General features: G+C 60.8%; 9 protein-coding genes. 3 read left to right on the forward strand and 6 right to left on the reverse strand.

Translation table 11 applies throughout. The annotated features are described in order from the left end of the window. The 6 genes from QZ638_RS18400 to QZ638_RS18425 all read right to left on the reverse strand — a co-directional run. Positions 1-1,046, reverse strand: a 1,046-nt coding sequence (locus QZ638_RS18400) for a DUF2062 domain-containing protein (protein ID WP_295813364.1), incomplete at its 3' end; no start/stop codon positions are given. A gap of 409 nt (positions 1,047-1,455) precedes the next feature. Next, positions 1,456-2,133, reverse strand: coding sequence for a sugar transferase (locus tag QZ638_RS18405; RefSeq protein WP_295813365.1), 678 nt, complete (start codon positions 2,131-2,133; stop codon positions 1,456-1,458). 201 nt (positions 2,134-2,334) lie between these two features. Then, the gene (locus tag QZ638_RS18410; protein WP_295813366.1) at positions 2,335-3,666 is read right to left on the reverse strand and encodes a glycosyltransferase family 4 protein; all 1,332 of its coding nucleotides are present in this window, start codon (positions 3,664-3,666) and stop codon (positions 2,335-2,337) included. Positions 3,667-3,675: 9 nt separating this feature from the next. Next, positions 3,676-4,590, reverse strand: coding sequence for a glycosyltransferase family 2 protein (locus QZ638_RS18415; protein ID WP_295813367.1), 915 nt, complete (start codon positions 4,588-4,590; stop codon positions 3,676-3,678). Further along, entirely contained in the window at positions 4,580-6,847 is a 2,268-nt protein-coding gene (locus QZ638_RS18420) for an exopolysaccharide transport family protein (RefSeq protein WP_295813368.1), read from the reverse strand. Before QZ638_RS18420 ends, QZ638_RS18415 begins: the two co-directional genes overlap by 11 nt. A gap of 30 nt (positions 6,848-6,877) precedes the next feature. Further along, on the reverse strand, positions 6,878-8,176 hold the full coding sequence (locus QZ638_RS18425; RefSeq protein ID WP_295813369.1) for a polysaccharide biosynthesis/export family protein: 1,299 nt from the start codon (positions 8,174-8,176) through the stop codon (positions 6,878-6,880). Positions 8,177-8,543: 367 nt separating this feature from the next. Between QZ638_RS18425 and QZ638_RS18430 the strand changes: the two genes are divergently transcribed. The 3 genes from QZ638_RS18430 to QZ638_RS18440 all read left to right on the forward strand — a co-directional run bounded on the left by QZ638_RS18430 (position 8,544) and on the right by QZ638_RS18440 (position 11,586). Beyond that, positions 8,544-9,740: a glycosyltransferase gene (locus QZ638_RS18430; RefSeq protein ID WP_295813370.1), complete on the forward strand. Its 1,197-nt coding sequence runs from the start codon at positions 8,544-8,546 to the stop codon at positions 9,738-9,740. A gap of 7 nt (positions 9,741-9,747) precedes the next feature. Then, positions 9,748-10,101, forward strand: coding sequence for a hypothetical protein (locus QZ638_RS18435; protein WP_295813371.1), 354 nt, complete (start codon positions 9,748-9,750; stop codon positions 10,099-10,101). Between the two features lie 495 nt (positions 10,102-10,596). After that, the gene (locus tag QZ638_RS18440; protein WP_295813372.1) at positions 10,597-11,586 is read left to right on the forward strand and encodes a hypothetical protein; all 990 of its coding nucleotides are present in this window, start codon (positions 10,597-10,599) and stop codon (positions 11,584-11,586) included. Positions 11,587-11,632: the final 46 nt, after the last annotated feature.

Raw genomic sequence — 11,632 nt, forward strand, 5'->3', positions numbered from 1 at the left:
GGGGACATCTCGGTCTGCCCGAAGACAGCCACGTTGAGCGCTCGCGGGAAGGTCTCCGCCATGGTCCTCAGCAGCGGCACGATATCGACGAAGGATTTCTCGAACAGTGAACGGGTGATCTCGACCAGCTTCATCCGCTGGACCGCGCCCTCGCCGAGCAGGAACTTGCCGGTCTCGAAGGTCGCCAGCCAGATGAAGGGAAAGGTCACCGGATTGCCGACCATGGTGCCGAGGGCGGCGGCGACGATGCGCTCGGCGGCGCGGTAATAACCGGCATCCGCAAGACCGAGCAGTCCGCCGACCGCCAGGGTTCCCGAATAGGAGCGGCCGAAGACGATGATCCGCACACTGACAATGTAGCGTGCAAAGTGCAGTATTTCGCCCAGCACCGCACGGCCTGGCCAAACGGGTGCGATCCAGCCGACAATCAAAATACCGCCGGCGACACCCAGAAAATTCGTCACAAGACGCCCGACCACCAATGCAACGATGTTCCATCCGGCCCAGAGACCGAACAGGGTTACCACAAGCCCGGCTGCTTCGGCGACGATCCGAACGATGGCCTGCTTGTCGAGCAGGTTCCGGTGCACCAGCGTTCCATCGTAGACGGTGTTGAGCGCGGCTGGAATGAACCATAGGGAAAACAACACGAAAAGCCAGATCTGCCAGGCCGGAAACCACAATCCGCCGACAGTCAGCGCGGCGACGAAACCCAGCAAGGTGAACCCGCATCCGCTGGCAAGGGCGATCGCCGCCAGTTGCGGCAATTGCTGCTCGCCATGGTCGGCGCGCATGATGAACTCCGCCCATCCTCCTTCACTGACCACGACCAGCAGAAAGGCGATTGCCGAGACGAAGGCGAAAAAGCCGAACTCGGCGGGTGTCAAAATTCGCGCGGCGGCGATGAAGGCGACAAGTTGCGCGAGTTGAGAGAAGAGCCGTGCGAACATGATCCACATGCCGCCACCCAACAATGTCGAGACCGACAGGCCCAGGAATCCGTTCGCATGTGTATCATCCTGCGCAGGTTTGTGATCCGGTTTCACGCTGCATTCCCCCTCCCGCTATTCACGTGTGCCACCGCATCCGCTACGGTCTCGTCGAGAACAATGATGATTCGTCGTATTTGACGGTGAAACTCTCGAATGGATGGTCGCATGGGTATCGATGTTCGATCTCGCTGCGGCTTGGCGTTCAGTACAGGGCCGCGAATGTATGTGGTTCCTCGTGTGCGGTTTCCAGCTTTGATGCTTTGCGACGGACAATGAGCAGCCAGTGCGAGATGCAAGTAAAGAAGACCAACTGAGCCACGGTTTCCTGGCGCGACCGTTCAAGGCCATCAGCGCCAAGATCACCATACGGTGGCTGGTTGTGGGCTTGTGCCTCTTCGTCTGGTTGGCCGTATTGCTCCTCTTTCTCCTCTAGGGCTGAGCACGCCTCGCGGGTTTCCCGACGCTAGCGACCATTTTGATCGAACAGAAATACGCCGACCGTGCGCCAGACGATCTTGAGATCGAGCAACATGGTTCGATTCTGAAAGTAGTGAACATCGAGCTGAACGCGCTCGGCATAGGATGTGTCGTTGCGCCCCGACACCTGCCACAATCCGGTAATGCCCGGCTTCATGAGCAAATAGTCGTTTATGCACTCGCCGTAGCGCGCCATCTCGTCCTCGACGATCGGACGCGGACCGACCACGCTCATATCGCCTCGCAGCACATTCAGGAATTGCGGCAATTCATCCAGGCTCGATATGCGCAGGAAGTGACCGATGGAATGAATGCGCGGGTCGTTTCGCAGTTTTTGACAAGCGCGCCATTCCTGTAAAAGAACGGGGTTCTTCTCCAGAAGCTCCTTGAGCAGATGGTCCGCGTCGCGACGCATGGTGCGAAACTTGAGACATTCGAACACCCTTCCATCGCGGCCGATCCGTTTTTGCCGGAAGAACACGGGCCGTCCGTCGCTGATGAGAATACAAAGCGAAATCAAAGCGATAGCGGGGAGAAGGAAAAGGATGACGAGAACACTGAAGACAACGTCGAATGTTCTCTTCAAGGCGAAATAGGAACGGAAGCGCCTTACCCTCCGCAGTTCCAGCCCCTGCTTTATGGTATCGTCGTATGCGTACAACATGAACCCGCCCCTGGGTGTTGTTCTCAATGTGCCTCGCCGTCGATCATTATAAGGCCGCGGAACCCCCGTGATATAACTCCATCGGGGTATTGGGCGGCGCTATTTAGGTGCAATCCACCGCACAATCGAACCATCCCTACTCCTGCAGCGCAGCCGGACTAAACGGCCTCATTTCACTGGCTGTCCGCGTGGCCAAAAGCATTAGTCCCCGGTCGTCGCCCGAGGCGTCTGATGTTTGAAGCCGACTGACGGCCGCCGAATCGATGCGACACCTCCAGTATCCTGCCCCACCGGCAGAACACGCTTGCTTTGCCCGTTGGACGCGCGCTGCAATATGCCGCTGTAAAGGTCCAGAATCGCTGCATTCCAGCTCTCCGCAGTATTGGCCAAACGCGGTGCGCATCGACGCGCATTGAGGCCCATCGCAGCGACCAGTGCGTCGTCGTCGGCAAGACGCCGCAGCGTGGCTGCAAGGGCCTCTATGCCGCCGGTCGGGAAGGTGACGGCGGCAGCGGCTTCCGACAATTCCCGGCCGAGAAGCGCATGTGCGGGCAGGACCACCGGAATGCCGCTGCCAGCCGCCTCGAGCGCGGCCAGCCCGAACGGCTCGGGCACTCGCGAGGAAATGATAACGCAGCGCGCCCGGCGCATGAGTTCGGCGATCTTCGCGCGGTTGCACCATCCGTGCAGCTTTACCTCGGGATACTGTTCCTCAAGAACTGCCCGTCCCGCTCCCTCGCCGATAACATGAAGCGGTATGCCGGCAAGGCGCGCGGCCCGCGCGGCATCTTCGAAACCTTTTTCCGGTTCCAGCCGCCCGACGAAGAAGAAGTCGTTCATCGCCTGCGGCCGGGCTTCCGAGAGCAGAAAGGCTTCGACGGGATTGCGGACCGTCACCATTCGACTGTCATCGATGCCCGCACGTGCGAAATAGTCCCGCATTTCGTCATGGACGAGCACAATATTGGCGGGAAGCCGTTGCAATGCGAACAGGCGCTGCATGAGCAGGTGACGCATCGAACGCCAGGCCTTCTGATGAAAGCCCCGCTTGTCGCATTGCGTCGCCAGGCAGCGCATCGACATGGGAGCGAGTTTGCAGACCGAAGCCGCCGGATAGTTGATGAAACCGCCATTCGGGCAGGCCAGGAAATAATCGTGCGCATGAAGAACGACGCGCTCGCGCACCGGCATGAGCGCATGAAAAATCGATGGAGACAGGATCTTGGACCAGCCATGCACATGATAGATGGTCGACGGCCCGTCATTGCGCGCAATCCAGCTCTGAAGCAGATCGTGGGCATCGCGATTGTAGAGACCGCCGACAAGAGCGGACAAACCATCGCGTTCCACGAGCGGCTTTCCGTTGACATGAACAGCCTCGGATTGGACCGCATTCGTGGAACTGTCACCCGCGAAAAATGTCACTGGAACGCCTGCCTCGCGCAACAACCGAGCCGAGAGACAAGACAGGTTGGACGCACCGCCGATCTCGGACGACCGATCATTGATGATGACGACACGTCCCGGGCGCATGATCCGGTCCTATTCGAGAACGGTTACGTTTTGCGGCGCGAGCCGGCCGGATATGAGATCGGCAAGGGCGCGGATGTTTCCCAGCAAGCGCCCGCGCCTGTCCACCCAGGGTTCCGGGCGGAACACCTTCACCGTGTTGGCGGCGAGATTGCGGACGATCTGCGGTGCCGCATGGCATGGGCTCATGGTCTTCTTGCGCATTAGATAGACGGGGTTGGCGATCTGCGAATAGCCGAGTCTGATTCCCGATGTCCGGCCGGTCTTGGTGCCCAGATGCACGCCATGCAGGCGCTGCGAATTCACGATGCGCCCATGCCGGGCGAGCTGTCGGCTGAAATCCACATCCTCCAACCACCCATAAAGCGGCAGGTTCTCGTCGAATTTTAAGCCGTAACCGCGAACGGTCGACATGCGGACCGCCATATTGCAGCCATAGCCATTGTAGACCGGGCGTTCACCGCCGTTCGGCACGCCGGCAGGCCGCGAACGGATGAGGCGCAGACCGTCTTCGAGCGGTATGCCCGGCCCCGATATTCCGTCCGCATCCACCGTTCCCGTGCTCATCACGACGTCGGGATGGTGTTGGAAGATGCGTATCGTCTCTTCCAGATAAGAGGGAGCGATTAGAAAATCGTCATCCAGAAACAGGAGAATATCGGCATCCCCCGCATCTTCGAGAATGCGGTTTCTCTGGCGGCACAGCCCGCGTTCGGCAAACACCACGCGCGTACGATCCGCCAGCGCGCCCAGAGCCGCGGCGTCGACATCGTCCTTGCTCGCCGCACAGACGACGATGCTTTCCAAAGCGTGCGACTGATTGAGCAAATGCGGGAGCACCGAATGAAGGATCGCCTTTCGTCCCGTGGTCGCGATACCCACGGTCAAACGGCAATGCGTCGCATCGGCGGCACGTTCAAACGGCATAATGGCCTCCCGCGTCGATCCCGCCGCCACTGGCGGGACGCCACCACTGCCCGGTTTTGCGCTTGTTGAAGACAACGCCGAGAATGCCGACCCGCGACTTTCCGAACGTCGCAAGCGCGCTGGCCAGCCACTCCACCGTCATTTTGCGCCGATCGCCGAGCACAAGCATGATCCCGTCGAGATAGGCACTGGCCGCGCGGGTGTCGGCGGACGTCGCAAATGTGGACAGATCGACAATGATCACATCGAAATCCTGGCGCAGATCCTCGAGTTTCTTCTTCAGGGCCGGGAGATGGCCGAAACGGTGCCCCGGATGGGCCGTTTTGCGAATCTGCTCCACGGTCAACACCGGAAGGATCGACATATCTTCAAACGATGCGCGCTTGTCCCCCTTGCGTTTCTCATCCGAAAGGTCGCCATGCGGCTGACCGCCATTGTAGACTGCAAGCCCCGCCTTGGATCCCACATTTGCTGCCTGAATGCTCAAGAGCGGCTTTTTGAAATTGGCATCGACGAGGACCACCCGCAGCCCTTCATTGGCATAAAGCTGACCGAGATTGGCAGCGATGGTGCTTTTGCCTTCGCCGCCGCCCACCGACGTGAGACCGACGACGATCGGTCCCCCTGCGGGGAAGGCCGCATCCATCGAGCTTTTCACCCCTCGCAGCGCCTCCGAGAAACCCGAATAGGGTGCATCCAGAACGAAACGCAGCGCGCCCTTACTGCCGGGTGCCTGGAAGCGCGTGAACGGGACGTTGCCGAGCGTGGGCAGACCGAGCTCGCGCCCCAGCCGCTCCCCGGAACTGATGCGCCTGTCGAGCACGTCGCGCAGGCCCGCGAGCCCCAGCCCCGCGGCAAACCCCAACATCAGCGACATGGGAATGATGAGCGTCGTCTTCGGCCAGATTTTGCCGAGGGGAGGCGTGGCCGCAGTCACCATGCGCGCGTCGCCGATCGGGAAGGATTGCTTCTGCAACGTCGTGATCAACTGCTGCAGAACGCTTTCATACATGCGGCGATACGTCGTTGCCCGGCTTTCCAGCTCGGTCAATTCGACCCGCGCCAGGTTCTTCTCCGTGACGCTGCCCTTGATTGCATCCAATTGTTCCTTGAGCAAAGCCTCACGGGCCTGTGCCGTGTCGAGATTGGACTTGTAGACCCCCTGAATGCGCACCAGTTCGGTGTTGATCAACGCCTCCAACCGTTCGATCTCTGCCTTTGCCGCCATTGTCGGCTCGCTTTGGGCACCGTAGCGCGCCTGCAACGTCTCAAGTCGCGTACGCGCGGCACCGAGATCGCTTCTCAAGCGATTGATCTCGGTGTTGCTGAGCGCTTCGCCAACGTAACTGTCGGGCAATTGACCGGCCAGCATCCGGTTGATGGTGGCAAGCCGCGCGGCCTCTCCCGCCGTCTCCGCCTGGGCGGCCAGCAATTGGCTGCTGATCTCGGCCAGTTGCTGCTGGTCGAGGCCGGCAGTGCCCACCTGCGCAATATCGTTGCGGTTTCTGTATTCCTCCGCACTGAGCGCCGCCTCGTGCGCCTGCCGGCCGACCTCGACCAACCGGTCCTCGATCCATTGCGCGCCGCGCGCAATGATTTGCGATTTCGCATCGAGGCTCGATTGCATGTAGGTGTTGGCGATGGCGTTGGCGGCGCGCGACGCCTTCACCGGATCCGTGGAGGTGTAGCCGATTTCCAGCACATAGGACTGCCCCACGCGTCGCACGGAAACACGCCCCAGGAATCCGGCCATGGTGCGGCGCATGATGTCTTCTTCATCGGGTTCGCCCGCCACCGCCGCATCGTTTTCGCCAGCCGGATCGAAAACGGAAAGAAGACCGGTCAATCCGTTTCGCAGGGTGGATCGCCATGACGTGCTGTCCTGAATCTCGGGGTCCTCGGTCAGATTGAGCTGGCGGATCACCGAGCGCGCGATCGCCTCCGACTTGACGATCTCCACTTCGCTGGCGATCTCCGCGGTCTCGATGATGATGGTGCCTGTTGAGGCATCCTGCGATGCAATTCGCGCCTGTTCGCGGTCAATCACGATGCGCGCTATCGACGGGTAGGTGGCCTCGGTCTTGGCGATGTAGAGCGCGCCGAAAGCAATGCCGGCCGCCGATGCCAGCGCAAGAACGAGAAAATGCCGGCGCAGAAAAGCCCAAATATCGCGAAAAGAAATGTAGTCCTGGTGTTGCCGACCTTCCTTGGGCGCCATATCCGTCCCGGTCAGCTTCCTGATTTCCTGCACCACCATGTCCGATCCCACCCCGTCTTGCGGCGCCGCCTAACGCGACTGCGCCTGCATGATCCCGTTTTCCAGCGAAGCGCGCGGCGTCGAAGCGCGCAACAGATCCAGCTGCACGTCCAGTACGTCGCCCGGTTTCAGTCCGGTCGTTTCGGTTGCCTCCACGCGCCGCGTTTCCTCACCGCCTCGAAGGATGCTGAAGCGCAACGGCTGTTGCTCGAACGCACGGTCCTCGCGGCGCAGTATCGAGGCACCCGTTGCCTGAAGAAGTTGCTCGGTGACACCACGGCGTAGTTCCAGATCGTCGATCTCCAGATTGACCTTTTGCAGTTCGGCGCCGATTTCGGTGCGCCGCGAACCTTCGAGGCTAAGCGCGTCGCGCTCCGTTTCGCTCAACCGCTGCTGCGCACGCATGGAGGCCACCGCCAGGTCGAGGCGGCTGGATTGAAGATCCGCCACAATGCGCTCAAGCCCCGTCTCGCGCGATTTGGTGACTGTGCCTCTCTTGACGAGTTGCGCCACATTGCCGAGTTCCTCCTCGGCGATTTTGATCTGCCGGTCTTGCGCCACCATCTTCTCGCCGAGAATCTTGATCTCTTCGCGAAACAGCGTTCCGAGCTCCGAAAGCGCATTGTGCTGGCGTTGATAGGCATTCCGCCGGGCTTCGAAGATGGCTTGCTCGTCGCGCACGAATTGCGCCGCATGCCCCGCCAGCGGACGCCCCTGAAGTGCCGCATCGAAATCGACCGCTGCATTCTCGACGAGTTCAGCCTCAAGACGTGCCCGGCGCGTCTCGAGCTGCAGGAGTTGCAGGTCGATACGACCGATTTCGCCGGCGTAGCGAATCTGTTCGAGCTCGGAATAGCCGCCGGCAAAATCCGTCTTGCGCACCCGTCCACCTGCCATGGCGAGCGCCTGCAGAACTGTCAGGCCCGGCTTGAACTCGAACTCGCCGGGCCGCTCTACACTGCCGGTGACAAACACGGAAGGATAGCGCACCACCTCCACCGTGGTCGCCGGCGGCGCAATGAGGCCGGTCTTTTCCTGCAAGGCCGTTGCGATTTTCTCGGCCAGAGCCTGTGAACTCCGTCCCCGCGCATCGATCGGACCGATCAGAGGCAATGCGAGCGTGCCGGCCGGCGAAATAACGTATTCGCCATTGAGCGCCGTCCATTCGCGATACTCGCCCTGCGCCTCCACCCACTCGACCACGGCGATCTTCACCCGTGTCTGCGGCAAGAGACCGAAATCATCCTGGGCGCGCGCGGCGATATTGGCCGCGAGCACGACAGGAACAGCCAGTAAGAACGCGATGGCGGCAACGACCTGCCGTCGCATGCTGTGGAATCTTATAATGCGGTCAACCGTGCGTTGCTTCATGCTGCCCGTTCCCGAAATTTCGAGGGGTTTTCGGGAAAGGACGCAAAACCACCTCCCCCACGTCGATCATCGAGCGAAACGGCGTGAGGTAAATTCGGTTGAAATGGTGTGTGGCTAGTCCCTTTCGGCTAGACCGTCTAAGCCCATTGGGCTTTTGAGATCGAACCGGCGGGTTTCCCCTTTTGCAACCGTCCGATCGGATGAGGGCCTAGCCCGTTTGCGCGTGCCGCTCCATCCTTCAGATATGCATTCAACCGGATTGTCGGCGTGTCCGCGCACGCCGTTTCAAAGCAGTATTCCCAAGGGCAAATCCGGGAGAACCATCTTGCGCGTCGCCATCGTTCACTACTGGCTGGTCTCCATGCGTGGAGGTGAAAAGGTCGTCGAAGCCCTGTGCGACATGTATCCCGACGCCGACATCTTCACGCTGGTCTACGACGAAAGCCGCGTCTCCGAGAAAATCCGGCGACACCGGGTCATCACATCCTTTCTGCAGAAGCTTCCAGGTTCGAGACGCCACTACCAGTCTCTTCTACCGCTGATGCCGTTCGCGCTCGAAAGCCTTGACGTGTCGGGCTACGACCTCGTGATCTCCAGCGAGTCCGGCCCGGCGAAGGGCATCACGCCAGGTCCGCAGGCCACACATGTCTGCTATTGCCACTCCCCCATGCGCTATGTGTGGGATCACTACCATTTCTATCGTGCCAATGCCGGTATGGCGGCCCGTGTGCTGATGCCATGGATCGCCCCGGCCCTGCGCACCTGGGACGTTACCACGGCCGCGCGCGTCGACGCGTTCGTCGCCAATTCGCGCCATGTGGCCGACCGCATCGGCAAATATTATCGCCGCCGCGCGACCGTGCTCAATCCGCCGGTGAGTGTCGATGACTTTGCACCGGCGTCGAACATCGGCGATCACTATCTGGTTGCCGGCCAGCTTGTCGGCTACAAGCGGGTGGACTTGGCGGTGCGCGCCTTTACGAAAATGGGCCGCAAGCTCGTCGTTATCGGCGAGGGCCCCGAAACGGCCGCGCTCAAGCGTCTCGCCGGTCCCAACATCACATTCCTGGGCCGCACCCCTTTCCCGCAATTGAAGGAAATGCTGGCCACCTGTCGCGCGCTTGTCTTCCCCGGCACCGAGGATTTCGGGATCGTGCCCGTGGAAGCGATGGCAAGCGGCCGACCGGTGATCGCCCATGCCAGCGGCGGCGCGCTCGATTCCGTCGTGCCCGACCGGACCGGCCTCTTGTTCGAGGAGCAATCCGAAGCCGGCCTCATCGACGCCGTGCATCGTTTCGAGGCGCTGGAAAGCGGTTTTCGCTCGGATCTCATTCGCCAACACGCGGGAAGGTTCAGCGACACCCACTTCAAAGAGCGCATGCAGCGCATCATCGACAACGAGATCGCGCGTCGGAAACCGAGACCGGTTTCGCTCGCGCAGACGGTCCGTACGCAAACGCCGCTGCGTCCACGGCTGAAGAAGGCAAACCTGCAGGACACCCATATGAGAAACGGAGCTTGATCGACCCATGTTTTCGGCTCTGCGCATACGCAGTCAGGCACGCGACGAAGAAACGGACACGCTGCGCTTCAGACAGCTTTTCCGAACCCTGGACGAACTCGAGACGGCGCTGCATCGTGAAAGACGCGGCCTGAAAGAACGTTGCGAACGCGTGGCGGCGACCGCGGCTTTTGCCCAGGAACGCTATGAAAGCCATCGGCGCGAAGGCGAACTCTCGACGCGGATCGACGACATGACCCACTCCATGAAGAACTACGCGCGGCGTATGGAGGCGCTGCAACGTCAGATTCATCTTATTGGGCAATTGCGCCTGACAGCGGAGGGTTTCGCCGTGGACCGCGGCGCGAACCCCGCCTCGTGAGCCCGGGCCACGTTGCATCACTGAAAAACGGAAGAGCCTTATCGAATCGATGCCATGACTTCCAAAATGATTAGAAGAAAACCGCCGATACCCTGACAAGATGAGCGCCGTAAGACCTAAGCGCAGGGGATTTGCACCAACGGTCTAGCTGCACGAAGCGACTGGGCTTTTATGATTTCCCGCAATTGGAAGCTTTGCAGAACACGATTCACAAGGACGCCAAGCCACCGCCTGTATTGAGGTTTCGGAACTTGGCGCAGCGCAGAAACGAGGCTCCGGATCGCCAGGGCGTCAGGCATTGGCGAGGGTTGTCTCCCGGTTCCAACGGAGAGGAGCGAACCGGGAGAGAGGGGGGGCACGCGAAACACTGGTCGCGTCCGATGCGGTGGAAACCGCACGGAACGGGAACCAGGGAAGGTCGGCGAACCGGGCATAATTCTCATGGCAAGCAGTGGCAATTCAGAACGCGCAGTTCAAAAAACCGACGCAAGCAGCATGCTGGCGCTTATCGAGGAGAGGATTCGCGCCTTCGACCTGAACCTTTCAGGCTTGCGTGTGGTCGTCCCCGTCGACAGCGGCGTTCTGGCCGCCACCGCCGCTACGGCTCTTATGGCGGGCGCGGCGGCGGTGACCGCTGTCACCCCGACTCCGACCCGTTTTCAATCCGCCGAAGAGGCCGCCGACGCAACGACGGCACTGGCAAAAGCTGCCGGCCTCGTCGACGGACTCACGATCAGCGAACGGATCGACCACGAGACTTGCCGGGTCACCAATCTTCTTATGAACGGCCCCTCCATCCGTCCGATCACGCGCTCTCTGATCGAACGTCTGCCGGACCATTCGGTCGTGGCGCTGATGCATGAAGCGTGGATGACGCTCGCCGGCGAAGTGGATGTGGAGGCCTGTCTCGAACATGACGTGCCGATCTCCGCCGTCAACGAATCCCATCCTCTCGTCGAGGGTAAGGGATACCAGTCCGCCCTCTGCCTCGAACTTTTCAAGCAGGCGGAAATCCAACTCGCGGATGCGGACGTCGTTCTGATCTGCGACAATCCCCTGTCCGACAATCTGGAACAGGGGCTGAGGCGCGCTGGCGCGCAGGTCGCCGTCGTCGCCCATGCCAACCAGATTTTCGAACATGACTGGGACGCCATCGTCCTGGCAAAGCGCCCGCATGAAGAGCCGCGCCTGGCCATTCAGGATCTCGGCTGGATCGCCAAAAGCGCACCGAACGCCACGGTGATCCAGTATTGGGGCGATGTGGACCGAAAGGCCGCGCGGTATTTCGAACTGAAGGTCTGGCCCCAGCGCACACCCGGAAAAGGACAGTGGGGGATTCCGCTGGAGACTTTGGGGGCCGAGCCCATGCTGCAACGCATCACAGGCAGCCTGAAAGCGGCACAGACCGTTCTGGCCGGCATGCCGACCGAACCGGGCGGCCTTGCGCAAACCCTTACCTCTACTGACATTTTCAACGGCGATTGACATTCGGCAATCAGCACCGCACGTCTTCGCATCCGCAAAAAACTGT

The organism is uncultured Nitratireductor sp. (assembly GCF_913053745.1).
Taxonomy (GTDB): Bacteria; Pseudomonadota; Alphaproteobacteria; order Rhizobiales; family Rhizobiaceae; genus Nitratireductor.

What these genes read in the sequence shown, in the direction of transcription:
- QZ638_RS18405 (WP_295813365.1), bottom strand. Translation starts at nt 2,133, where the DNA reads ATGTTGTACGCATACGACGATACCATAAAGCAGGGGCTGGAACTGCGG.
- QZ638_RS18425 (WP_295813369.1), bottom strand. Translation starts at nt 8,176, where the DNA reads ATGCGACGGCAGGTCGTTGCCGCCATCGCGTTCTTACTGGCTGTTCCT.
- QZ638_RS18420 (WP_295813368.1), bottom strand. Translation starts at nt 6,847, where the DNA reads ATGGTGGTGCAGGAAATCAGGAAGCTGACCGGGACGGATATGGCGCCC.
- QZ638_RS18415 (WP_295813367.1), bottom strand. Translation starts at nt 4,590, where the DNA reads ATGCCGTTTGAACGTGCCGCCGATGCGACGCATTGCCGTTTGACCGTG.
- QZ638_RS18435 (WP_295813371.1), top strand. Translation starts at nt 9,748, where the DNA reads ATGTTTTCGGCTCTGCGCATACGCAGTCAGGCACGCGACGAAGAAACG.
- QZ638_RS18410 (WP_295813366.1), bottom strand. Translation starts at nt 3,666, where the DNA reads ATGCGCCCGGGACGTGTCGTCATCATCAATGATCGGTCGTCCGAGATC.
- QZ638_RS18440 (WP_295813372.1), top strand. Translation starts at nt 10,597, where the DNA reads ATGCTGGCGCTTATCGAGGAGAGGATTCGCGCCTTCGACCTGAACCTT.